A 23,027-nucleotide genomic window follows, 5' to 3' on the forward strand; every position below is an offset into this window, starting at 1 on the left:
ATAATTAGAAACTGTATTTAAGACCTAGACGAGTACGTAGCTGACGCTCGTTTGTTGCAGATGATAGGCCATCGATAGTCCATAGCTCTAGGTATGGCTGGAAGTCACCAATTTGGTAACCCGCTTTAATACCTAGATCCCATTCCCAGTTTTTGTCGTTCGCTAGACGAACGTTATCGTAGTTGTGGTTATAGTTTGCTTCGTAGCTCAATTTTAGATCTTTGAACTGAGAATCTTTAGCAAACTTATATGAACCCGTTAGAGTCAACTTACCTTGTTGAATCGTTGAATCTGTGCGGTCTAGTTTACCGCCGCCCGCTAGGTTAGTCGTACCGCCGTTCGCGTTGAATACTTGGAACTCATGACGGTAACGTAGTGCTGTAGTCAAACCGAAGTCTGCTTTATAACCAACGCGGAATTGAGGCTTCCAGGTTGTTTTGTTGCTGCCGAATGTAATTGGCATACCTGGTTGGATATACCATTTTCCACTTTCGCCAACTGTTTTTGTGTAGTCCCATGAGAACTCAGAATCGCCACGTGATACACCTTTCCAAAAATCTTGGCTACCTACTTCATCATCATTAGTTTCACTTTGAAACTTCTGCTCTACGCCAAATGCCAATTTACCACCGGCAACTTTTGTTGAGTCACTAATTTTAATACGGTGAGCCCAATCTTCAGAATCATGCTTATATTCCGTACGATAATCCAAACTTGTCGCAGCTGCAGAACCAGCCAGTAATACAAGCGCAACACCAAGAGCAGATTGCTTAAGTTTCATACTGATATTTCCCTTATTTGTGTATTTATATTTTCATTTCTTTGTGGAGACAAACGGATACTGTGCCGGCTAGATGTCAGCGCAATAATCGTTTATCACCGTATATAGAGAGGGACTGTGTTTCTTGTTCACTTAATAGCCAATGCTGGGTGTTTTCCCTTTGATTCCCGAAACATCCGACAAAAGCCTATCTCGTGGTAGTCCATTTCATTAATTATTTTGTTATTGAATTAATGTATGACAAATATTAATGGGGTCAGTGGGAACTTTCTGTGAAATGGCTCAATATTTCATTTTAGTTCCCTTGGTTTTTGTTGATATACAGATTTGGCTCACACTTTTTTACATCTGTTCACACTTGGTGCCCCATTTTAGTGTGACCTCGCGGGGGAGTGTAATGAGCGAATTCTCTTTATAGTGCTATGAATTACATGGTTTTTATTATGATTGACTATAAAAATCACTAAAAGCTAGCTGAAACGTCGTTTTGAAAAAAGATTCAAACAGCGTCATTTGCTTACTGTTGGTGCAGAGAAAGTGTAAGGCTTGGATGACAAGCGTAACAAAGTTTGATCGGGGTAACTAAGTTGGACTTTTTCTTGGCGAAAAACGATAACCATGTCACGTATGGGTATATTGTATTACAATTGTTCGTCGTAACTGAGTATATTGAATTGTAACAACAAGTAAGACAACAAGGATTCACAGATCATGGATTTAAACACAGTTATTGTGGGCGTCTATTTCCTCTTCCTAATGGCAATAGGTTGGATGTTCCGTACATTTACTAATACCACCAGTGATTACTTCCGCGGGGGCGGTAACATGCTTTGGTGGATGGTTGGTGCTACCGCCTTTATGACTCAGTTCAGTGCTTGGACATTTACAGGTGCAGCAGGTAAAGCATACAACGATGGTTTTGCAGTCGCCTTTATCTTCCTAGCAAACGCATTTGGCTACTTTATGAACTACGCGTATTTTGCGCCGAAGTTCCGTCAGCTGCGTGTAGTAACCGTTATTGAAGCGATTCGCATGCGTTTTGGTGCAACGAACGAGCAAGTATTTACTTGGTCTTCAATGCCTAACAGTGTCGTATCTGCGGGTGTGTGGCTAAACGCACTAGCAATTATCGCATCAGGCATCTTCGGTTTCGACATGAACCTTACCATTTGGGTAACAGGTCTTGTTGTATTGGCGATGTCAGTAACTGGTGGCTCTTGGGCGGTTATCGCATCTGACTTTATGCAGATGGTTATCATCATGGCGGTAACCGTGACGTGTGCTGTCGTTGCTGTCGTTCAAGGCGGCGGTGTTGGCGAAATCGTTAACAACTTCCCAGTACAAGAAGGTGGTTCATTCCTAGCGGGTAACAACCTAAACTACCTAAGCATCTTCAGCCTATGGGCATTCTTCATCTTTGTTAAGCAGTTCTCTATCACAAATAACATGCTTAACTCATACCGCTACCTAGCGGCGAAAGACTCAAAGAACGCGAAGAAAGCTGCACTACTAGCGTGTGTACTAATGCTTTGTGGTGTATTCATCTGGTTCATGCCGTCTTGGTACATTGCAGGTCAAGGTGTTGACCTAGCAGCTGCTTACCCAGAACAAGGCAAAAAAGCGGGTGACTTTGCTTACCTATACTTTGTTCAAGAGTACATGCCAGCAGGTATGGTAGGTCTACTAGTAGCCGCAATGTTTGCAGCAACCATGTCTTCAATGGACTCTGGCCTTAACCGTAACTCAGGTATCTTTGTTAAGAACTTCTATGAGCCGATCGTTCGTAAGGGTCAAGCGTCTGAGAAAGAGCTAGTAACGGTTTCTAAGATCACTTCAACAGTATTTGGTTTCGCTATCATCCTAATCGCACAGTTCATCAACTCACTGAAGGGTCTGAGCTTGTTCGATACCATGATGTATGTGGGTGCTTTGATCGGCTTCCCAATGACGATTCCAGCATTCCTTGGCTTCTTTATCAAGAAAACGCCTGACTGGGCTGGCTGGGGTACGCTAGTCGTTGGTGGTATCGTTTCTTATGTCGTAGGTTTTGTTATCAACGCAGAGATGGTTTCAGCGGCATTCGGCCTAGAAGAGCTAACTAAGCGTGAATGGTCTGATGTGAAAGTAGCGATTGGTCTAATGGCTCATATCTCACTAACAGGTGGCTTCTTCGTACTATCAACGCTGTTCTACAAGCCACTAACTGAGAAGCGTCAAGCAGACGTAGACAAGTTCTTCGGTAACCTAGCAACGCCACTTGTTTCTGAGTCAGCGGCTCAGAAGAAACTGGATAACAAGCAGCGTCAAATGCTTGGTAAGCTAATCGCGGTAGCAGGTGTTGGTGTGTGTCTAATGGCGCTACTACCTAACCCACTGTGGGGGCGCGGAGTGTTCATCTTGTGTGGTGCTATCGTATTCGCAGTCGGTATGCTGCTTGTGAAAGCTGTCGACGAAAGTGTTGAATCGAACATGCAAGAAGCAGAAGCGAAGTAACGCAATCAAATTAGAAATAGGAAGGGATCGGGCCTTCCTATTTTTTTATCCAAAATTCAGACAATAAGAAAGACAACAACTTTTCTACCCTCAGTAAGTTGTCGAGGGCTCCCTCAATCCAATACAAGGAAATAACATGCAACGCACGTTAATGTATAAGGTTTTGTTGTGTAGTGCTATGACTGCTGCTCCCGGTACCCTATGGGCAGAGTCTATTAATATAACTAACCATGGTTTTGAAAATGGTAATTGGGACGGATGGCAAGATGCCGATCCCTCCTCAATCTCTGGTGATGCCAATACAGGGCTTCACTCTGCAAAAATTTCTGGCTCGGGCGGCAGTTTTAGCCAGTCTGTCTCAGTCAGCTCTAATACCGATTACACCTTATCTGCTTATGTAAAAGGTGGCGGTGAGATCAGTGCTAATGTCGCAGGTTCCGTTTACAGCAAAACGTCTAATTCGAGTAGTTGGTCGAAAGTTGAACTGACATTAAATTCTGGCAGTGCAACATCAATTGAAATTGGTGGTGCTTATTACCAATCTGAAGGAAGGTTTGACGACTTTGTTCTGACAGGTAGCTCATCGTCTGGTGGTAACTGTGAAAGTGGTGATATTACTATTGTTTCAGCAACGGATGATGGAACCAACGATGGCCATTTACCTGGTTGGACGATTGATGGAAGTCTAGCCGATGAATCTCGATGGTCATCAGAAGGTATCGGCAAAACCATTACTTATGATCTCGGGTCATCGACAACAGTAGGACAAGTTAATATCGCCTGGTTTAAAGGCAATAGCCGCAGCTCTTACTTTAGTGTTGATGTGTCAGATGACAACAGCAGTTGGACGCGAGTACTATCAAACCAGACGTCAAGTGGTAACACGACTGGCTTTGAAAATTACCCTGTTACAGAAACGAGTGCTCGTTACGTTCGAATCACTGGGGAAGGCAATTCCGCAAATAACTGGAACAGTATCCTTGAAACAGAAATCCTTGGCTGCTCAGATGGAACGCCTCCTCCAGTAACGCCTCCACCAAGTGGTGATTTGGATCCGAATGTCGCACCGTCAGGCAATTTTGATTTGTTGGACTGGACGCTCAGCATCCCAGTAGACACCGACGGTGATGGTAAAGCAGATACTATTAAAGAGAACGAGTTGTCGGCAAGCTACGAAAACAATGAGTTTTTCTTTACTGCAGCTGATGGTGGCATGACCTTTAAAGCACCCGTCGATGGCGCGAAAACGTCGACCAATACGAGTTACACTCGTTCGGAGCTGCGTGAAATGCTGCGTCGCGGCGATACCTCACATAGTACCAAGGGTGTCGGCAAAAATAACTGGGTATTCTCAAGTGCGCCATCGAGTGACCAAACTGCAGCTGGTGGTGTTGATGGTACTTTAGATGCAACGCTTAAAGTAGATCATGTCACGACAACAGGTAGCAGTAGCCAAATTGGACGTGTCATTGTTGGGCAAATACATGCAAATGATGATGAACCGGTTCGAATCTACTATCGTAAACTTCCAGGCAACAGCAAAGGCGCGATATATATTGCACATGAACCAAATGGTGGTTCAGACAGTTGGTACGATATGATCGGTAGCCGCTCGAGTAGTGCGAGCAACCCATCAGACGGTATTGAACTCGGCGAGGTCTTTAGCTATCAAATCAAAGTGGTAGGTAATACCTTAACAGTGACGATTATGCGTGAAGGTAAAGCTGATGTTGTTCAAGAAGTAGATATGTCGAGCAGTGGTTATGATGCTGGTGGGCAGTATATGTATTTTAAAGCGGGTGTATATAATCAGAATAACACCGGTGATGCGAATGACTATGTTCAGGCTACGTTCTATAAAGTCGAAAATAAACACCAAGGCTATGCTTATTAACGTTATGAATAAATAATGTAAAACAAAAGCCCGCTTGAAGCGGGCTTTTTAAATTTTGAAATTTAGTACCTAGTTGAATAATTTTCGCGCAGCTTTTCGTGCTGACATTTCGTCAGCAATCATAATGGAATCGTAAATTTTTTGATATATTTCTAATGTGTTTATCGTCGGTTGAGAAAGTTGATAATCTTTCGAGTGGAATAAAATATCTAGAATTTTTGCGTATGGAGAAAAAAGCTCGTTATTGGATGCGATGAAGAGAGTTCTGTAGAAGCTACTGAGTAACGGTTTTGAACTGAGTAAGTCGTTCTCTGATTCTCGAATATGGGTTGAAAAGGCTTGGAAAACCCGTGATAGTTGTACACGTTGTTCACCGGTTGCATTCAGTGCCGCATCTGCACAAGCCTCTGGTATCAATAGCTTTTGCATGCGAATGAATTTTGCGATAACGCCTTCCATCTCTGGTAGTTCAGAAAACCACTCATACAACTGTGGGTCTAAGAAATTCCACTCACTCCGCGGGGTAACTTTTGTCCCTGCTTTCTGCTTGGAACATAATAATCCCTTAGATGCGAGAATTTTGAGTGCTTCGCGAACACTATTTCGACTCACAGAGTAATGGCTAGAAAGCTCCATTTCGGTCGGTAGTGAACAATTACTATACTGACCTGTAATGATATTTTTAGCAATTTCACTGGAAATCTTTACGTGAATACTCTCTTTTGTGCTTTCCATGGCTACGTTTATAATTTGTAATTATTTATTTCATATTATCACTTGGTCTAAATAGGTAAATACGATTATGTCGAATATGTGATGTCTACTTAATTTAATATCATCCTGTAAATATAAAAAAGGAACGGTTATATGAAACCGTTCCTTTATAATATTTTTATTAATAGCTTGGCTATTATACGAAGTCTTTACGCATTGGAGTAAAGTTATCGATTAGGATGCCTTCTTTAAGGCACTTACAACCGTGCATGATGTTTGGCACTTTATAGACAGTGTCACCAGCTTTAACGATCTTAGTCTCGTCACCTACAGTGAATTCGAACTCACCAGAAACCACGTAAGTGATTTGCTCGTGTGGGTGGTTGTGCATTGGTGCAACAGTACCTGTTTCGAAGTGAACTTCTACAGTCATCATGTTTTCGCAGTATGCTAGAACTTTACGACGTAGACCGCCACCCTGATCTTCAAGTACTGAGTCTTTGTTGTATACAAACATTGTCTTTCCTCTAGGTATTCGTTAGACCGCTTCCAGTAGGGCAAGCCTCTGGTTGTGATCATTAAGTAATAGTTGAGATGCCGCTTTTGCTCGCTCAGCATCACCCATCATAATCGCGTCGTAGATAGCCCCGTGTTCATCAAGACAGAATCGTCCGCCGACCGCGGCTTCATCAATAAAGGTCTTGAACAGCGACTCCAAAATATTGGAGAACGGGATATAAAACGGATTTGCGGTCGCTAAAAAAATGGTTTTGTGAAACTCGTGGTCGTTCAACGTCCACGAAGAATAATTGTGAGTAAACGCCGCATGCTTCATGTTCTGGAAACAGACCGACAGCGCTTTACGATGTTCGATTGAAGCATTTCTTGCTGCTAGTGAGCACGCCTCTGGCTCGATCGCTTTTCTTAAACCAAGGAACTGGGTTAAGAATCGTTGAACGTTGTCTGTGTCTTTTACCCAATCTAAAAACTGAGGGTCTAAGAAGTGCCAATGCTGACGAGACATTACATTGGTACCGACTTTGGGCTTTGATGTAATAAGTCCCTTTGCCGATAAAAGCTTGGTTGACTCGCGAAGCGCTGTACGGCTGATGCCGAACTTCTCGCAGAGTTCTAACTCGCTCGGGAGTTTTTCACCCGGTTTCAGCTCACCAGTAAGGATCTTAATGGCGATCTCTTTAGCAACCTGAACATGAATTCGACGACTTGAATCTGCTACTGTATGGAACGTGGCCATGTATACACCTTGGGTTGATTAGGGCGCGATTTGTCCGCCGTTTACATCAAGAATCTGACCTGTGATGTAACCAGAGCAGGCATGAGAGGCAAAAAAGGCAAATGTTGGTGCCACTTCTTCAATGGTGCCAAAACGGCCCATTGGAATACTATTAGCAATATTGCCTTTTAGGTCGTCGCTTTTATCATCGTGGAAGGCGGTATCAATGGTACCAGGAGAAACGATGTTGAAGCGGATGCCATCTTTAGTGAACTCTTTTACCCAGTTGCGATGAATATCGTGCAACCAAGCCTTTGATGCAGCGTACATACCTGCGCCAATACCACCACCTTCTCGACCCGCGATTGAGCCAGTACTGATCACACTTGCAGTTTGACCAGATTCCTTTGCTGATTGGCGTAGATGAGGGATGGCATATTTAGTGACCATAAGCGCGCTGCGCGCATTTAGGTTCATTACGTGGTCGAACAGAGCGTCGTCAATGCTTTCCAGCCCTTTACGACCGCCAAGACCACCTGCGTTGTTAATGAGAACGTCCAACCCGCCAAAGTGAGAGGTATAGGCGTCGATTAAACGTTCGCATTCATCGCTCTTGGTTAAGTCAGCTTGAAAAAAAGCGGCTTCACCACCAAGCTTGTTTAGCTCATCAACTGCTGCTTGTGATTCTGGGGTTACTCGTCGTCCATTGAGACCAACCTTTGCACCATGTTGCGCAAAAAGTCGAGCTGCCGCTAATCCCATCCCTGCGGTGGAACCGGTGATTAGAACGCGTTTTCCTCTGAGATCTTCAAACATCAGTTTAAGCCTTATCATTGGTTTGATTTATTAATCATACAATAGCACTTTAATGCGTCAATAGGGAATTGGTAGAAATGACAATTCCCATCAATAATTCTAGAAAGATATTGAGAAAAATGTGACATGGAACTCACTAATTAGGCGGTTTTACTCGTAGAAGTGATAGGAAATCACGAAGCAAAAGGCGACTTATATCGAATAAATGCGCTTTGTCACATCTATTCAAACGCGAATGGTGGTAGAATCACTGCTAAAATAATACATAAACACTTTTTGTAAGCGATAATACTATGTCAGGTAAGTTCAGTTCTATTACGGGCTCAAAACGAAGCATCCATGTTCAGGTTGCTCGTGAGATTGCACGTGGCATCCTCTCTGGTGAGTTACCAGAAGGATCTATCATCCCAGGCGAGATGGCGCTATGTGAACAGTTTGGCATTAGCCGAACTGCACTTCGCGAAGCCGTTAAGCTACTAACATCGAAAGGTCTACTAGAGTCTCGACCGAAGATCGGTACGCGTGTCGTTGACCGTGCATACTGGAACTTCCTCGACCCACAGCTTATTGAGTGGATGGACGGCCTTAACGATGTTGAGCAGTTCTGCGGTCAATTCCTTGGCCTTCGCCGCGCGATTGAGCCAGAGGCATGTGCCTTAGCGGCTAAGTTTGCAACGGCAGAGCAACGTATTGAACTGTCATCAACTTTCCAAGAAATGGTGGAAGTATCGAAAGAAGAGAACTTCGACCAAGCGAAATGGTTGGACGTTGACACTCGCTTCCATAGTCTTGTCTTCAATGCGACGGGTAACGACTTCTACCTTCCGTTCGGTAACATCTTAACTACGATGTTCTTCAACTTTATTCAGTACTCTTCAGACGGCGGTTCTACCTGTATCAATGAACACCGTGCGATTTATGAAGCGATTATGGCTGGTGACGCAGACAAAGCTCGTGAAGCATCAGCAAGTCACCTACGTGAAGAAAATCACCGTCTTCCGGTAGCAAGTTAACCGGTAACTTTATGTTCCAGATAACATTTTGAATAAAAAGGCAGCGGCGACGCTGCCTTTTTTTGTTTTCACTAGGTCAAACACCAAAATGTGTTGATATAATAATACAAAATAAATCCATTGGAGCCCGTTATGCCGAACGCCTTGCTACCCAATATTACTCAGTTTCTCTGTAATATTGATCCCTTTGATAAGCTTCCGAAAGAGTTAGTTCGTGAAGTCGCCTCTGAGATCAAAATTACCTATTTGGGTAAAGGTGATACGATCGATCCCTGCGGTGAACAGGTAGGCCCGGTGGATGACTCACAACCTAACATTGAGGGTGAAGGCAAAAAGCACAAATACCTCTATGTAATTCGTACCGGCTCCATGGAGCAACGACAAGCTGACGGTGTTCTGCGAGCTCGATTAGGCTCTGAAGACCTATTTGGTTTTACCTTTCTAGACGATAACGTAACGTCTGAGAGCGGTTATCATGCGGTGGCGATGGAAAATACACTTCTGTACCTAATTCCACACGCAACGCTTGAGAGAATCTTCAAAACCAATCCTGAGTATGCAGAACACTTCGCCTCACAGGCTCAAATCCGCTTAAAGTCAGCCCTGGACGTCGTATGGTCGAACAAAGAGAAAGGGCTGTTCATCAAAAAGGTATCGGATGTTGCCAGTGGTGTGATTGCCATTGTTGATGCGTCGACATCCATTAAGGATGTCGCCCATGAGATGCGGATTGTAAAACGTTCATCGACCGCGGTGATCTGTGATGACGGCAAACTGGTGGGGATCATTACCGATCGAGACATGACTAAGCGTGTGATCGCTGAAGGGTATGATCCAAGCGCGCCGATCAAAGAGGTCATGACGACGGCGCCTCTAACCGTCAGTCCTGATGATCTCGTGTTACACGCTGCATCGCTAATGATGCAGCACAATGTCCGTGGTCTGCCCGTTGTATCAGAGGGCAAGGTAGTAGGGTTGCTGACTACTTCTCATCTGGTTCAAAATCACCGAATGCAGGCTATCTTCCTGATTGAAAAGATTAAATACGCGAATAGTGTTCGCTCTTTGGCAAGCTTTACTACCGAGCGCCAAGCCATTTTTGAAGCCTTGGTTGATGGCAACGTGGCGCCAGATATCATCGGGCGTGTGATGTCGATGATTATGGATGCCTATAACCGTCGCCTTATTCAGATTGCTATTGATAAGTTAGGTGAGCCGCCATGTAAGTTCTCATGGATTGTCGCGGGATCTCATGCCCGAAATGAAGTCCACATGTTATCAGACCAAGACAATGCACTGGTACTGAGTGATGATGCAACGGAAAGCGATAAAGTTTATTTCCGCCATCTGTCACAGTATGTGGCCAATGGTCTTGCTGCATGCGGTTATCCGTTGTGTCCAGGTAAGTTTATGGCTGCCACGCCAAAATGGTGTCAACCACTATCGACTTGGAAACATTACTATAAGAAATGGGTCGCTAACCCGGAATACGAACGTCTTCTCAACATCAGTGTATTTTTAGAGATTCGCTGTGTTTACGGTGAGGCGAGTTACGCAGAGATTCTGCGCGATGAGCTCCACGCCAACATCCGCGCCAACCGCGAGTTCCTTGGCATTCTGACTCGTGATGCCATCAATACTCAACCACCATTAGGCGTCTTTAATAGCTTGGTGCTTGAGAAAACTGGCGAGAACAAAAAAACGCTTGATATCAAGAAGTACGCCATCAACCTAATTATTGATTTGGCACGTATCTATGGGCTTGCAGTTGAGTGTGACTCTTCTAATACTGAAGAGCGTTTTACTCGAGCCAATGAGCGTGGCATGTTGAGCGAAGATGCTTACAAGAATATTCTTAACACCTATCAATATATCCTGATGTTTAGACAACATCATCAGCTCGAAGCGCTCAAAAAAGGAGAAGAGCCGGATAACCATATCAATCCGGACTCATTTGGTAGTTTCGAGCGTGGTAATCTAAAAGATGCATTTAGAATTATCTCGTCACTGCAAGAGGCAGCAAAAGTCCGCTTTGCTGGGAGAATGTAATCGATGGTAGGCATACTCAAACAGGTGATGAACCAGTTTCACGTCTACAACCATTACTTAAAAGAGCGAGAGAAATATCTAGGCGATAACTCAGTGCCCAAAGAGGTGTTGTCGATTCTGAGTGAGTCTGCGCCGGATATGGATACGGATTCTAGCTCCTTGCAGTATCTAGTGGTCGATTTTGAAACCACGGGCATCGACGCCAAAGGTAACAGCATCCTTAGCATGGGGTGGGTTGAGGTGAGTAACCTGACCATCAATGTTCACACTGCTAGACAGCTTTTTATTGAAACTCCAGATAAAGTCAAAGCAGAGACCGCTATCATCAACCATATTGTGCCAGAGATGCTGCAAAATGGCGTTTCACTGGACAGCGCAATGTGGCAGCTGTTTGAAGCGGCGAAAAACAAGGTATTGATTGCGCATGGTGCCATGATTGAATCTGAGTTCGTGAATGAATATCTGCACGAAAAGTATGGCATCAATGGTTTACCTGTGATGTGGCTAGACACTCTAGCCATGGAGAAAGCAATGGCGGTCGCGGTGAATAAAGAAGCGGATATTGATGTTCGATTATCGGAAACTCGAGAGCGATATGGACTGCCTGAGTACAATGGTCATGAGGCGTTAATAGATGCTATCGCAACAGCGGAGCTTTTCTTGGCGCAATCCAACCGACTGTATAACAAAGGGCACCCTAGCATAGGTAAGCTCTATCGCTTGAGCCAGTAATGAAACAAAAAAGAGGCGCTGATTTCAGCGCCTCTTTCGATCTGTTCCCAAAGTGTTTCTTAGAAGCTGTACGTTACACCGACACGGCTACGTAGCTGACGACCTGAGTCACATACATCGCTACTAGTGCATTGAACGTTACCAAACTCAACATATGGTCTCCACGCCCAATCAGACTCTTTGTAGCCAATCTTGAAGTTGTAATCCCACTCGTAGCGCTCGTTGGTACCCATGCGCCAGTCTTTGTTGAACACATCTTCTGCATAGTTTGCTTCAGCGCCAAACTGCCAGTTGTTCCAGTTGTAATCTAGGTTAGCCGTTAGTTTGCTGCGGTTCAGTGAACCGTGCTCATCGCCATCACGACCTGTCGCTGTTCTATCACCAGCATAGTTGCGGAACTCGTGGCGGTAGCGCATTTTAGCCGTTAGACCGCTATCGAATTTGTATTGAACACGAACTTGAGGCTTATAAGTGGTTTGACCGCCACCGAAAGTGATAGGCATAGAAGTTTGAATGCGCCAATGTTCGTCTAGGTTAAAGTTATAGCCGTACTCGAATTCGTTGTCTCCAGCCTCTAGGTCAGAGAAAGGCTTACCTTTTTGTTTAGCTTCAACGCCGAAGTAGTGGTTACCAACGCTTGAACCGATTTTAACGCGGCTAGCGTAGCTACCATCGTCATGCTTATATTCTTGACGTAAGTCGAGAGAAGCAGCGGTTACTGCTGCCGTTGCGAACACAGAAACTAATGCCACTGTTACTTTGTTTAGAGTGCTCATCTATAGCCCTTAAGGTTTATTGTTTATGATAATGTATGACAAATATATTACTGTTATAAACGCCATTTTTATGTGACTTAGATCGCCAAGTACGGTAGGTTTTAGGTCTCTTTAGAATGGGAGAAAGCGTGAATTTTAGTTAAACTACTTATTTTAATGGCTATTTTTTCTAATTGGTTGTGAGATGCTCGATTGCCTTTATGGATAGAAATGTGATGTACATAATGAAGGTTTTAGGACTATTTATACTACAAAACCAAATTCGCGTGCCAGTGACGGTCTCCTAGCTTCAGAGGCAATAGCTTAGAGATTTAGCTTTTAGGTGATAATAGTTTTCAATCAAGCTCGATTAGGCCAATTATCATTAACGTCGCCCGTACAGTAAATGCTAATGCTTGATAGCATTGATTTAACAATTTCATAAATATGTAGGACAAAAAACTCTAAGTAGCACGAACTTATCATTCTACTCCCACTGCACTTCATGTGATCTAATTCAACGTTCCCAAAAAATTATAAAATGTGATCTGTTTTCCATTCTTTCTTGTTTGGTCTATTTTAATCAATGACTTAGCGTTTCAAGCGCATCACTCTAAATGATACCCATGGATGTAAATATATATTTCATAAATGGAATTATGTCTGATGTCACAGTCGTAGCTAAAAAAATAATAAAAAATATCATCATACAAATGAGGAGTTTTAGATGAAAAAGAATCTTGTGGCATTGATGATAGCAGCGGCAACTATGGCTGGATGTAGCTCGACTGGGTCAAGTGAAGTGACTTCAGCTGCAGAACGTGGTTTAGATACCGAAACGCTGCTTGCAACCAATACCAAACCTTTTATTGCAGCCAGCGAGATCCCACAAGGCGATGCAGAAGGCTTAAAGAGTCAGCTACTCAATCTGAAGGATGGCGATGAACTGATCATCCCTGTCGGACAATATGAGGACCTTGGCCAGTTCGACATAACCGCCAGTAACGTGACGATTAAAGCCGAAGAAGCGGGTAAAGCTTGGCTAACAGGCCTGGTTCAAATCAATCTACGTGGCAACAATATCAAGTTGGAAGGCGTAGTCTTTACCGATGGTGGCCCGGCAGAGCGTATGGGTGGCATTATCTTCCGTGGTAATGACAACCAATTGGTGAACTCCACGTTCTACTACTTCAATGACCGCTACGCGTATGAGCCAGACGATCGACGTTCTGAGTATCCAAAAACACTTTGGATTGCTATGTATGGTAAGAACAACCAGCTTGTGAACAACACGTTTGAAGGTAAACACAAGCGTGGCACCTTGATTGGTGTACAAAAAGCTAAAGGCGATGAAACCGCTGATCACCACTTGATCAAGGGCAACTTGTTCTACAACCAGAAACACAACCAGTATAATGAGTTCGATATAGCAGAAGCGAAACGCTATAACTCTAATAGCTGGGAAGCAATTCGTCTGGGTGATTCAAAGAGTTCAATTTACCCTTCAGAGACGACCATCGAAGGCAACCTATTCTTGCAAAGTGATGGTGAGACAGAGCTGATTTCACTTAAGTCAGCGGGCAACGTGGTACGTAACAATACACTTATTGATAACGCATCCATGATCTCTTTGCGTCACGGTGTAAATAACACGGTTGAGAACAACGTTATCCTTGGTAACGGCAAGCGCTTCAGCGGTGGTATTCGTCTCTACGACGCTGGTCACGTGATTCGTAACAACTACATCGAGCGCGTAATGGGTACCGGTGATGTACGTGGTGGCATTGCGATTAACACGGGTATCACAGATGTTGTTAACGGTGAGACACTATCGCAAGACGTCAAAGGCAAAGAGCTTAATAAACAAGCTACTCCATACAATGTGACAATTGAGAATAACTCAATCATCGATTCGCGTCAGAACTTCCTTTACTCAGATAAGCGTCACCGCGTGAGCCTTTACGATAACTCAAAAGTGACGACCGTTTTTGCCGGCACAGACGTGACCTTTAGAAACAACATCTCTTACGCAGGCGTATCAAATAGCCTTGCGCTGAAAGGTAACGATTCTATTGCCGCGCTTGTGAATCCAACTTACGACAATGACATCTACTTTGGTCCAGTGACAGGTACTGAGCTGCCATGGGAAGGTGTGTTGTATCGCGACCCTAAGTTTGCCCCAGCAGAGAATGGCTTGCTAGAAGCAACCAACTTTGACGGCGGCGCTCGTAACCTGACTGTACTCACCATGAATGACACTGGTGCAAGCTACCGAATCACCAAATAACTCAAAGTAATCCCCTTACTATTTAGAGGCTCACCTTGGGCCCCTTAACCCAAGAGAATTTACAATATGAAGCTCAAGACTTTATCTACGCTAATTGCAGTGGCGTTAACTGCAGGGACACTTTCTGGCTGTAACTTTTATGATGAGCCTCCTGGTGGTGAAACTCCAGAAGAGCCAGGTGGTGGCAATCCACCGATTGAAGGTGTTGATATTATTGTTGAAAACGCTGCTGAGCTCGCTGCTGCAATTGCTGCGGCGAAAGAGGGTGAAATCATCGGCCTTAAAGAAGGCGGTGACTATGCCTCAATGGGGACAGTGGTTCTTGAAAAGCCTCTCACGCTAACATCGGTCACTGCCGACGGTGATCTCAGTGAAGATGGTGAGAACCAAGCGGTGATCAGTGGTGCAACTTGTATCGATGTTCCAACAACCGCTGACCAAGTTCTAAAAGGTACCACGGGTATTACACTGCATAACATTAAGTTCCAGGGTGTAGAGCTTTCCACTTGTGGTACCGAAGATACATCTCGCTCTATCATTAATATTGGTAAAGTCGGCGATGGCAACACGCCGGTTTACCTGAAAAACCTAACGTTTGATGGAGCAAGCTTTGCAGAGTCAACAAGCGCACCGACAGCGTGGATCTACTCTCGTGGTTTGGTCAATGTATCGGAGAGCGAGTTTAGTAATAAAACCGTAGCCAATACTGCAACAGGTATCCTTTATCTGAACTGTGGTAGTAACCGAATCAATGGTGGTAGTGCAAGGCTTGGTAATCCGACTTTTGAAAACAACAGTGTTGCTTTGGTTGCCAACTCTGCAAATATTTCAGGCGTGGTTGCTGGTCAGTTTGACCCCACTAAACAGTGTGCGGCGAAAATTACAAATAATAGCTTTGCTGGCTTTGCCATTGAAGAAACGGCACTAGAAGATACCATTGCTGCGGTCATCGACGGTGATGCCTCAGGTGCCAACATCATTTCAGATAATACCTATACCGATGTAGGTTCGCCACCTCCAACGGATCCAGATAACGACGTAGAAGCGCTCAATGAGGCGATCGCGGCCGCCAGCGTGGGTGATGTAATTAAGCTCAAGGCGGATGGTGATTACTCAGCAGGCATGATTACGTTAAACAAAGCGGTGACACTAGATGGTGAGAGAGAAGCGACTATTAATGGTAGTGCGTGTATCACAGTAACGGTTCCTGGTGCTTCTGTCATTGGTGTTAACTTCAATAACAGCGCGATTGGTGCTGAGTGTAGTGCTGAAGACAGCGATGGTCGCCGTGGTGCGATTACTATTGAAAAAGGGGCATCTGATAAGGATGAACCAGTTGTTTTGAAAAGCTTACACTTTGATTCAAGTTTAATCACAGAAGAAGGACTATATAAGAAAGCTAGTTGGGTCTACTCTGCTGGACATGTTCATATTTCGGAAAGTATTTTTGATAATCTTAAATCCAATATTCAAAATAATGCTTTCTACACGCCATGCAATGATAATGCTAACAAACTAGGGATTAGATTAATAAATAATGAGTTCTACATAGATGATAGTGGTGATAAAGAAACTGCAGCGATAAAAGTAGGCAATTCAAGCCGAGGAGAACAGACAGCAGTAGGTTGTAATGTATATATTCAAGGAAATACATTTGATGGATATTACCAAGACCTATCTTCATTATCAGGCTCAGGGAAGGAAAGAATAGTGTCTATATTTGCTACTGACGATGCTGTTACAAGTGAGAACGCAAATGTACGTACAGATAACACTTTTTTCTTAAATGACCTGAACTAGTAGAAATTTATATAGAGAATATTATGATGAAGAAATTAGCCCTAGCAGCTGGTGTATTTGCGATGTCTTCTGGCGCTGCATTCGCAGCCGACAGCACCATTACCGTTAAGTGGGAACATAAATTACTCGATGGCCGTACCGACCGTCCTAAGTTCGAGTTCGGCCACCGTATGGATAACGGCTTCAAATTTGGCTTTGAGCAAGTTTGGCAGTATGACCGTAGTAAAGATAAGTACGAGACAGGCTACGCGCCAGAGCAGTATGAGCTGACGTTCAAAACCGACTATCGTCATCGTTGGGGTGATCGTAATGAGCATCAAGCTGGTCCGGTACTGGATTATCAGTTGAAAGAGACAGCAAGAAACGTGCGTGTTGGTGCTTTCTATGGTTACCGCTTTACACGTAACTTCGATGCGAAAGTTCGTGCACGTTACTCACAAAACATCGACCGCTTGCGTCTAGATAGTTATGACAGTAGTGGCAACCTTAAGCCAGGTAGCGACCGTGAAGACTTCAACAAGGAGATGCGTTACGACTTGTGGCTAACCTATCGTTGGAACAGCTGGACCTTCGTTTGGGATGCGATTTTCCTACAAAAAGTCTCTTCGTTCGAGAATAGCAGTGGTGTCGAGCAACACGTATACGACAACAACGAACGCTTTGCGATGGAGAACGAGTTTAGCGCCGAATACCGTCTACCAGAAGCGCGCGCCCATGCATTTTATGGCAAGTTTAAGCTAAAGCAAAAACTGCTTAAAGATAGCCATGCAAACAGCGCGTACGATTGGTATGGCAAGCGCGATAACGCCATCGAGTTTGGCTACAAATATCGTTTCTAATAATTAGGTAAATAAGATAGGAGCGCTGCGAGGAACTAGACCTACTCGTTGCGCTCTTTTTTGTGAATAGAAGTATGGAAAATAGAACAAAATTATTAAGCTTAATGCTGGGCTCTCTGCTGATGGCTGGCTGTAATAGTGATTCCTCATCAGGCGGTACCATTCCACCAGAAGAGGGTTCTCCACCAAATGAAGGTGAATACGCCTGGGATATCGACCAATGGAAAATAACCATTCCTGCTAGTAAAGATGATTGGTACGGCAGTGGCGGTACGAGTGCGGCTGAACTAGAACCTCTACACTGTGTATCGAGCAAAGACGTGCTGAGTAACGATTCGGTGATCTTCCACAAGCCGCATGACGTCACTTTCTTTGAAGTTAAAGACGAGAGAATGGTGTTTCGGACCAACATGGGATTTGGAACCACAACGGCTAATTCCAATTACATACGCTCTGAGTTAAGAGAGCTATTTAACGCTCAACGTATGGGAACGTGCAGTACTAGTTCAAGCAACACAAGCTGGTTTATCGATGATAAGGCGACTAATACTCAAAGCCACACCTTAAAGTCTACGGTAAGCGTTGATGAGTACCCAAATATCTCCGGACAAGAGCCTAAAGTCATCGTTGGGCAGGTTCACGGCTGGAAGATTAAGCAGGCATTAGTAAAGATTCAATGGGATGGTCCATCAAAACCGGTTCGAGCGATACTCAACAAAGACTTCTATAAGAATAATCAAAGCTGCGAAGAGGGCACGTCGAAGTATCCGGAATGTAAGGATTGGTCGTTTAGCGTTAACCTTGGCACCTATCCCGCCAACATGGATTGGAACTACGAGATAACAGTGGATGGTAACGGCATTTTGGTGAGTACTTCAGATACCGACGGCAGCAATGTTAACCAACACGAACTAGCTTGGGGAGAGGAGTACCATGACACCAATAATGGCACTGTTACACTAGCTGAGGGCTGGGCAGACGCAGACGTGGCGTATTACTTTAAGGCGGGGATATACCCCCAATTTAGACCAGATGAGAAGCATGCAGGCGAGCTGTTCGAAGTAAGCTTCTCTGAGGTGGAAATCAGGCACACATCTAACTAACACCCCAAATAAAGAAGGTCGATACATGTAAATGTATCGACCTTCTTTTTAATTAGCGCCTCACTTTTGCGAGCAGTTCTTTCTTACGTTTATCTGGAATAACCATCCAATGCATGCCTGTCAGTGCCCCTTCAATCTGCCAAAGTAATTGCTCACTAACATTTTTATGGCACTTAGCTAGCGCTCGGTATGCGCCCACTGCGCCTCGAACGCGCAGTAGACCAATGGTCTTGATACCTGCTTTGGCGAGCATCCGTTCTGTGGTGTATTTCATGTTCGGCAGGTCTTTTATGCGAACGACATCATTGTTTTGTTGCTGCTCTTTTTCTTGCATTGCCCGATCTAAAGCTGTTCGGCAGTTTTCTACAAGCTGTTCGTCACTATCAGGTTCAAAGCTCTGATAGCGTGTAATGACGATTTGCCCTTGTTTCTCGTAGCTGAATCTCTGCTCTATTGGAGTCTCAGCAACTTTAGTTTCTGGAATACGTAGAAATACTTTACCTTTGCTAATTAAAGCAAAGATATTCCCATCAGAGAAAATACCAAAACCACCAAACATTGACTTTGAAGTGAGTTCTCCAAATAGATTTGAATGTTTTAATTTTGGTAGGATAGAAGAGATTGTATATTGTGACATCTATCATTCATCCATGAGTTGTTATTTTCAGTGATGATTATATCAATAATGACCATTGGATAGATGATAAAGATTAAGAGTGGCGAAGTTATATCACCACTCTGTGATCTGAATTAATTCGAAATGTTAATGGCTTCTTTCGAGGTGCTGAAGCGTTTTTTCCAGTTGATTGGCATCATAGGCAATACGATTAATAGAATCCCAATAAATGTTAGAACGTCAGGTACTTCATCAAACCACATCACGCCAAATAGAGTAACAAACACAAGACCTGAATATTCAGCAAGTGCGATCTGATTGGCTGGTGCCTTTTTATAGGCGATAACGATCAGCGCATGATAGCCTAATACAAACAGGTTGATCGCCATTATCCATCCGAGCTGGACGAGGTTGAGTGGTTGCCACTGTTGCACTGCTAAGATCAGGGCAACGGGAAGGGTCATCACCCCGGTCCAAAACAGCGTCGAGACGATATGCTGCTCAGCGGGGAGTCTTTTCACCAGTATGTTGCTTACACCCATTGCTAATGCGCTTCCTAGTCCGGCGATGGCTGCCCAATGGAAATGCTCAGGTCTAAGTACCACCACGACGCCGCTGAAGCCGATCAACGTCGCGATGACCTTATCCTTGGTTGGTCTCTCTTTTAGCAGCGTCATGGCGAGTGGAATCATAAGAATAGGGCCCACGTAAAACATCGCATTTGCTGTCGCAAGCGTTAGGTGAGTGATGGCTACCATCGCACAAGCACTGCCACCAAGGATAAACTGAGCGCGTAAAAAAGCGATAGAACCGCAGCCATCCATGCGAGTTTGACGAGGCAAACGTATCCAAACGGGAAATAGCAAAAGTACGCTAAGTACTTGCCTGATAAACACATACTGAAAGGTAGGCACCTCACCGTTGAGCACTTTTAGCGATACGTCTGAAAAGGAGGCGAGTAGGTTGGCAAGTACCAATAATAGAATAGCTTGATTCGCGTGTTTGGACATTGAGAATATTTGTAATACAAAACTAGGGCGCGGATAATAACCTAGGTTTTGTCGAAAAGCTTGCTTTTTTTATAGGCAAAAAAGTGCCCTCTATTGTTGTCAAAAAACAGAGGGCAGATAGCGGGTTCTAGGGTCAGCTTAGAGAGCGATATTAGACTTTAAAGCGTCCTACTAGCTCTACTACATTGCTGTTAAGTGCAATCACCTCTTGAGACTCTCCAACTTGCTTGTCGCTGAGCTGATTGAGCTCGTTGACGATGTCGTTGATTCGGTGAATGTTACGATTCACGCTCTGAATCACAGTATTTTGCTCACTGGAAGAGGTTGAGATTTCGTCGTTAAAGCGGCTGATGGTCTCGATTTGTTGATCGAGAGTTTCGAGCATTTCCATCGACTGATCGACTTGCTGACGTGTTCCCTCACAGTTGTGTTTGGTTTGCTCAATTGACTGAACCAAGCTGTCAGATTGTTCTTGAAGTTTAGTCAGTGCCGCTTCTATCTCTGAAGTACTGACTTGAGTTCGGTTAGCGAGTGCGCGAACCTCATCTGCAACGACAGCGAATCCTCGACCATGTTCACCGGCACGTGCCGCTTCGATAGAGGCATTGAGTGCCAACAGGTTGGTTTGTTCAGCGATCCCACCAATCACATTGACGATAGATTGGATACTCTGTGTCTCAAGGGCCATCTGAGAAATATCACTAGAGGTTGCTGTGATTTGCTGTTCCAAATCGGCAATGTGCTGCTGAGTGGAGGTGTTGATGACTTTGGTCTCGTTGCTCAGGCCAGACGCTGTTTGTGCGGCATCTGCTGCACTTCGCGAGTGTTTTTCTACTTCAACCGACGAGTGAGACAATTCATCAATCGCAGTGACTATCTGAGTTGTCTCGTTAGTATGGGTATCGAGTGTCGTGTGGGTATCTTGACAGCTAGACTCGATAAGTTGTGTTTTTGTGCCCAAATCTCGGGTCGAGGTTTGCACTTCTTTAAGCATGGACTGCAATCCGTCGATAAATCGGTTGATGCCCTCAGCAATCTTACCCAGGTCATCGCTTGAACGGACTTCAAGCCTTTGTGTTAGATTGCCGTTCCCTTTGGCGAGATCTTCAATGATCGCCTTGAGTGATACGATAGGTTGATAGAGTTTATTCAGCACCAGCACGACGATTGCCAGGGCTGCCAGTAGCGCCACAACAATAATCATCATCGATTTTTGGCTCGCGCTATCGAGTTCTGACAAAGCTAGGGACTTGTCTAGAGCGACCACCATCTGCCATGTGGTCTGATTGCCAAGCTCAATTGGCTTCGAAATGGCCAGTAGATCTTGACCTGCCAGTTTGAGTTCAGAAAACTGCTCTGGCTGGCGGATAATACTCGTTACGTCGGCAGCAATAACTGAATCTTGAACGCGGCGCTGAGGTTCTACACCTTCTAATGTTGAGGCGATAACCATACCTTTATCATCGATAACAAAGGCGGTCGCATTGCTGATGGTTTCGAGCTCTGTGAGCTTTTGCTGAACATCGTTGAATCGGATATCTGCCATGATGACACCATTACCCAATGAGTACATGACACCGATCATTGGGGTCTGGTCGCTCTTGGTAAAGAACACGTCACTTAAAGACAAACCACTCTGTCTCTTCGCATCTTGATACCAGGGGCGCTCAGTTGGATTGTACTTGCTCTTGATACCGACACCATCAGGAAATGACTCTGACGGACGTGAGGTAAAAGAGGAGCCGTCGTCAAACCCAATCACCATTTTGTCGATACCGCCAAAACGATAGGCCATATGCATCAACTTTTCACTAGGAATGCCTTGGTTATTGTTGGTTTGATACTCTTGAGCGACGGCGTTGACAGTATCAATGGTTCTTTGCACCGTGTTTTCAAGTTCGTTCACTTCTATGGTGAGCGAGTGGTCGATGTCCGACAATATCCGCTGATTGACCTGTTCGCTGAGCATAGAGTGGGAGAAGTAGCTGGTGGCCAAAAGCGAGATAGCTGTTGTGGTGGTCAGGGCTAAGATGAGTTTGGACTTAAAGCCCATGTTGAATCTGTCCATCGCAGAATAATACTCCGTGTTCCATTTATTCTGATCGCAGCAAGCCGGGCTTGTTCAAAGTTTTGTTTGCTCAGAGCTTAGGTTTGCTGAAAGGGTTGTCCCTATGACGTCTCGCCTGACATTTCATCGATAAGTGTCAGGCAGAACGAACATTTAGCGACTGTTATGTAATACAATAAAGGTACGATAAATGTACGGTTTGGTTCTGTGACCCAACTCATAACTAAAATAATTCTCAGAGTTATAACGGTGTTTTGAACAGTAATGTGAGCTTAATTGCTCTACAAAACAGTTATTTATGAAGATTGTTTGGTATGTCATGTCATTTGTCAGCTATCTGAATAATATGAATATCTCCAAAACTTGATCTATGTCTCATTAATCTTATTTGTAATACATTAAGATTAATAGCGTTCGAGAGCACAGTGTGTCTCAAGAATCTGTTGAGTCGCAAAATGCGGCTTAGCGACCCCATTATCTCGTTCGACCCCAAGCGATAGAGGTAATTACCAAACCTACTTGATAAGAACTAGGGCATTGTCGATTGAGCAATGTTCACTTACCCCCGGAGTTGAAGTGGGCGTCACCCCCTTTAACTATGGATCTCCTAATGTCGTTTTAACCCTCGCATTATTACAGGTGGTGCGAGGGTCTTTTTTTTATGTCTGACAATAAGCACTGCTGCCATCCAGTCTTTCCTACCAAGTTTCTTACTGTCCTGTTAGTTAGTAACCCACTGAAAATCTTGTATATTGATAAAAATTAGCGAGTTAGCATGAGTTTTTGTGATGTTGATCTCATTAGGATTAAAAATATGAGGCGG

The 23,027-nt window shown here is 44.3% G+C and carries 18 protein-coding genes; 9 read left to right on the plus strand and 9 right to left on the minus strand.

Going from position 1 to position 23,027, the window contains the following annotated elements; translation table 11 throughout:
• Positions 1 to 4: 4 nt before the first annotated feature.
• A complete protein-coding gene (locus J4N45_RS19505; protein WP_042474689.1) occupies positions 5 to 781 on the minus strand; it encodes an oligogalacturonate-specific porin KdgM family protein in 777 nt (258 codons plus the stop codon).
• A gap of 711 nt (positions 782 to 1,492) precedes the next feature.
• Here J4N45_RS19505 and J4N45_RS19510 point away from each other — a divergent pair.
• Together J4N45_RS19510 and J4N45_RS19515 are read left to right on the plus strand one after the other, a co-directional pair.
• A complete protein-coding gene (locus tag J4N45_RS19510) occupies positions 1,493 to 3,274 on the plus strand; it encodes a sodium:solute symporter family transporter (protein ID WP_252016207.1) in 1,782 nt (593 codons plus the stop codon).
• A gap of 136 nt (positions 3,275 to 3,410) precedes the next feature.
• Entirely contained in the window at positions 3,411 to 5,168 is a 1,758-nt protein-coding gene (locus tag J4N45_RS19515) for a polysaccharide lyase family 7 protein (protein ID WP_252016209.1), read from the plus strand.
• Positions 5,169 to 5,237: 69 nt separating this feature from the next.
• On the opposite strand, the gene J4N45_RS19520 is transcribed toward J4N45_RS19515, so the two are convergent.
• The 4 genes from J4N45_RS19520 to J4N45_RS19535 form a co-directional block, all read right to left on the minus strand.
• Positions 5,238 to 5,903, minus strand: a complete 666-nt coding sequence (locus J4N45_RS19520) for a FadR/GntR family transcriptional regulator (protein WP_042474682.1) — start codon at positions 5,901 to 5,903, stop codon at positions 5,238 to 5,240.
• 175 nt (positions 5,904 to 6,078) lie between these two features.
• Positions 6,079 to 6,399 carry a cupin domain-containing protein gene (locus tag J4N45_RS19525; RefSeq protein ID WP_042474678.1) on the minus strand — a complete coding sequence of 107 codons (321 nt, stop codon included), beginning with the start codon at positions 6,397 to 6,399 and terminating at the stop codon, positions 6,079 to 6,081.
• A 21-nt stretch (positions 6,400 to 6,420) separates the two neighbouring features.
• Entirely contained in the window at positions 6,421 to 7,137 is a 717-nt protein-coding gene (locus J4N45_RS19530) for a FadR/GntR family transcriptional regulator (RefSeq protein ID WP_042474675.1), read from the minus strand.
• A gap of 18 nt (positions 7,138 to 7,155) precedes the next feature.
• Positions 7,156 to 7,932 (minus strand): SDR family NAD(P)-dependent oxidoreductase, encoded by a 777-nt coding sequence (locus J4N45_RS19535; protein ID WP_234497443.1) that lies wholly within the window; start codon positions 7,930 to 7,932, stop codon positions 7,156 to 7,158.
• A 293-nt stretch (positions 7,933 to 8,225) separates the two neighbouring features.
• Between J4N45_RS19535 and J4N45_RS19540 the strand changes: the two genes are divergently transcribed.
• From J4N45_RS19540 to J4N45_RS19550, 3 genes are all read left to right on the plus strand, one after another.
• Entirely contained in the window at positions 8,226 to 8,945 is a 720-nt protein-coding gene (locus J4N45_RS19540; RefSeq protein WP_042474672.1) for a FadR/GntR family transcriptional regulator, read from the plus strand.
• 132 nt (positions 8,946 to 9,077) lie between these two features.
• Complete coding sequence (locus J4N45_RS19545) at positions 9,078 to 10,994, plus strand: DUF294 nucleotidyltransferase-like domain-containing protein (protein WP_252016211.1); 1,917 nt, start codon at positions 9,078 to 9,080, stop codon at positions 10,992 to 10,994.
• A gap of 3 nt (positions 10,995 to 10,997) precedes the next feature.
• Complete coding sequence (locus J4N45_RS19550; protein WP_252016213.1) at positions 10,998 to 11,726, plus strand: 3'-5' exonuclease; 729 nt, start codon at positions 10,998 to 11,000, stop codon at positions 11,724 to 11,726.
• Between the two features lie 59 nt (positions 11,727 to 11,785).
• On the opposite strand, the gene J4N45_RS19555 is transcribed toward J4N45_RS19550, so the two are convergent.
• Positions 11,786 to 12,502 (minus strand): oligogalacturonate-specific porin KdgM family protein, encoded by a 717-nt coding sequence (locus J4N45_RS19555; protein WP_128648410.1) that lies wholly within the window; start codon positions 12,500 to 12,502, stop codon positions 11,786 to 11,788.
• 706 nt (positions 12,503 to 13,208) lie between these two features.
• Here J4N45_RS19555 and J4N45_RS19560 point away from each other — a divergent pair.
• From J4N45_RS19560 to J4N45_RS19575, 4 genes are all read left to right on the plus strand, one after another.
• Positions 13,209 to 14,768, plus strand: a complete 1,560-nt coding sequence (locus J4N45_RS19560) for a polysaccharide lyase 6 family protein (RefSeq protein WP_252016215.1) — start codon at positions 13,209 to 13,211, stop codon at positions 14,766 to 14,768.
• A gap of 66 nt (positions 14,769 to 14,834) precedes the next feature.
• The gene (locus tag J4N45_RS19565) at positions 14,835 to 16,568 is read left to right on the plus strand and encodes a hypothetical protein (RefSeq protein WP_252016217.1); all 1,734 of its coding nucleotides are present in this window, start codon (positions 14,835 to 14,837) and stop codon (positions 16,566 to 16,568) included.
• A gap of 23 nt (positions 16,569 to 16,591) precedes the next feature.
• Positions 16,592 to 17,407: a hypothetical protein gene (locus J4N45_RS19570; RefSeq protein WP_042474663.1), complete on the plus strand. Its 816-nt coding sequence runs from the start codon at positions 16,592 to 16,594 to the stop codon at positions 17,405 to 17,407.
• A 74-nt stretch (positions 17,408 to 17,481) separates the two neighbouring features.
• Positions 17,482 to 18,510: a polysaccharide lyase family 7 protein gene (locus tag J4N45_RS19575; protein ID WP_252016219.1), complete on the plus strand. Its 1,029-nt coding sequence runs from the start codon at positions 17,482 to 17,484 to the stop codon at positions 18,508 to 18,510.
• A gap of 52 nt (positions 18,511 to 18,562) precedes the next feature.
• On the opposite strand, the gene J4N45_RS19580 is transcribed toward J4N45_RS19575, so the two are convergent.
• The 3 genes from J4N45_RS19580 to J4N45_RS19590 form a co-directional block, all read right to left on the minus strand.
• On the minus strand, positions 18,563 to 19,147 hold the full coding sequence (locus tag J4N45_RS19580; protein WP_252016220.1) for a TfoX/Sxy family DNA transformation protein: 585 nt from the start codon (positions 19,145 to 19,147) through the stop codon (positions 18,563 to 18,565).
• A gap of 113 nt (positions 19,148 to 19,260) precedes the next feature.
• The gene (locus tag J4N45_RS19585; protein ID WP_252016222.1) at positions 19,261 to 20,136 is read right to left on the minus strand and encodes a DMT family transporter; all 876 of its coding nucleotides are present in this window, start codon (positions 20,134 to 20,136) and stop codon (positions 19,261 to 19,263) included.
• A 151-nt stretch (positions 20,137 to 20,287) separates the two neighbouring features.
• The gene (locus J4N45_RS19590; protein ID WP_252016224.1) at positions 20,288 to 22,204 is read right to left on the minus strand and encodes a methyl-accepting chemotaxis protein; all 1,917 of its coding nucleotides are present in this window, start codon (positions 22,202 to 22,204) and stop codon (positions 20,288 to 20,290) included.
• Between the last annotated feature and the right edge of the window lie 823 nt (positions 22,205 to 23,027).

Origin of the sequence: Vibrio sp. SCSIO 43140, assembly GCF_023716585.1 — a bacterium.
Taxonomy (GTDB): Bacteria; Pseudomonadota; Gammaproteobacteria; order Enterobacterales; family Vibrionaceae; genus Vibrio; species Vibrio maritimus_B.

Excerpts from the sequence above, each read along its gene's own strand:
- J4N45_RS19505 (WP_042474689.1), bottom strand. The coding sequence starts at position 781 with ATGAAACTTAAGCAATCTGCTCTTGGTGTTGCGCTTGTATTACTGGCT.
- J4N45_RS19510 (WP_252016207.1), top strand. The coding sequence starts at position 1,493 with ATGGATTTAAACACAGTTATTGTGGGCGTCTATTTCCTCTTCCTAATG.
- J4N45_RS19515 (WP_252016209.1), top strand. The coding sequence starts at position 3,411 with ATGCAACGCACGTTAATGTATAAGGTTTTGTTGTGTAGTGCTATGACT.
- J4N45_RS19520 (WP_042474682.1), bottom strand. The coding sequence starts at position 5,903 with ATGGAAAGCACAAAAGAGAGTATTCACGTAAAGATTTCCAGTGAAATT.
- J4N45_RS19525 (WP_042474678.1), bottom strand. The coding sequence starts at position 6,399 with ATGTTTGTATACAACAAAGACTCAGTACTTGAAGATCAGGGTGGCGGT.
- J4N45_RS19530 (WP_042474675.1), bottom strand. The coding sequence starts at position 7,137 with ATGGCCACGTTCCATACAGTAGCAGATTCAAGTCGTCGAATTCATGTT.
- J4N45_RS19535 (WP_234497443.1), bottom strand. The coding sequence starts at position 7,932 with ATGTTTGAAGATCTCAGAGGAAAACGCGTTCTAATCACCGGTTCCACC.
- J4N45_RS19540 (WP_042474672.1), top strand. The coding sequence starts at position 8,226 with ATGTCAGGTAAGTTCAGTTCTATTACGGGCTCAAAACGAAGCATCCAT.
- J4N45_RS19545 (WP_252016211.1), top strand. The coding sequence starts at position 9,078 with ATGCCGAACGCCTTGCTACCCAATATTACTCAGTTTCTCTGTAATATT.
- J4N45_RS19550 (WP_252016213.1), top strand. The coding sequence starts at position 10,998 with ATGGTAGGCATACTCAAACAGGTGATGAACCAGTTTCACGTCTACAAC.
- J4N45_RS19555 (WP_128648410.1), bottom strand. The coding sequence starts at position 12,502 with ATGAGCACTCTAAACAAAGTAACAGTGGCATTAGTTTCTGTGTTCGCA.
- J4N45_RS19560 (WP_252016215.1), top strand. The coding sequence starts at position 13,209 with ATGAAAAAGAATCTTGTGGCATTGATGATAGCAGCGGCAACTATGGCT.
- J4N45_RS19565 (WP_252016217.1), top strand. The coding sequence starts at position 14,835 with ATGAAGCTCAAGACTTTATCTACGCTAATTGCAGTGGCGTTAACTGCA.
- J4N45_RS19570 (WP_042474663.1), top strand. The coding sequence starts at position 16,592 with ATGATGAAGAAATTAGCCCTAGCAGCTGGTGTATTTGCGATGTCTTCT.
- J4N45_RS19575 (WP_252016219.1), top strand. The coding sequence starts at position 17,482 with ATGGAAAATAGAACAAAATTATTAAGCTTAATGCTGGGCTCTCTGCTG.
- J4N45_RS19580 (WP_252016220.1), bottom strand. The coding sequence starts at position 19,147 with ATGTCACAATATACAATCTCTTCTATCCTACCAAAATTAAAACATTCA.
- J4N45_RS19585 (WP_252016222.1), bottom strand. The coding sequence starts at position 20,136 with ATGTCCAAACACGCGAATCAAGCTATTCTATTATTGGTACTTGCCAAC.
- J4N45_RS19590 (WP_252016224.1), bottom strand. The coding sequence starts at position 22,204 with ATGGACAGATTCAACATGGGCTTTAAGTCCAAACTCATCTTAGCCCTG.